This window comes from Aurantibacter sp. (assembly GCF_042094015.1).
Lineage (GTDB): Bacteria > Bacteroidota > Bacteroidia > Flavobacteriales > Flavobacteriaceae > Aurantibacter.
Genome location: NZ_JBELDZ010000107.1, coordinates 5,279 through 5,797 on the forward strand (window position 1 = coordinate 5,279; position 519 = coordinate 5,797).

1 protein-coding gene is annotated in these 519 nt (G+C 30.6%); it reads right to left on the reverse strand.

What is annotated here, in order from left to right; translation table 11 throughout:
• On the reverse strand, nucleotides 1-489 hold a 489-nt coding region (locus ACFDSN_RS11585), incomplete at its 3' end, for a hypothetical protein (RefSeq protein ID WP_375240017.1).
• Nucleotides 490-519 lie beyond the last annotated feature (30 nt).

Sequence of the window (519 nt, forward strand, 5' to 3'; positions counted from 1 at the left end):
AGATATCTTTATAGTTCTTCTATTGATATAATGTTTTTCGTTTATTGATTGCGGTGCGTGTCCAAGTAGTATATCTCTTATTGTGTTGGATACCTCGAGTTCTGTTGCAAAGGTGTTATATGTTTTCCTTGCCGTTTGATAACTGTACCCTAATAATTTTCTAACTCTTCTTTGGTAAACATCCCAAGTGTTTTTATGGAGTGTAGTATTTTGTATATCATAATCAAATAAAGCTAATTTGTTATCCGATATTAAACCTCTTCCTTTGTGAGTGATTTTAAACAACCTTTTAAGGTTATTCAATAGGAACGGTATATAGTCGTTTATTCTTATGATGAGGTCATCATTAGTAGTGTTTTTAGTTTTTACTCTTCGATGTATTAAATACTTGTTTCCATCGTTGAATATAGCTTCGTATGGGTCTTTATTGTTAAAGTCATTACATTTATATTCAGCATCTTTTAGAGCGGTTATATCTGTTAAATACATACCTCGTAAACCAAACATCAATAGGTATAA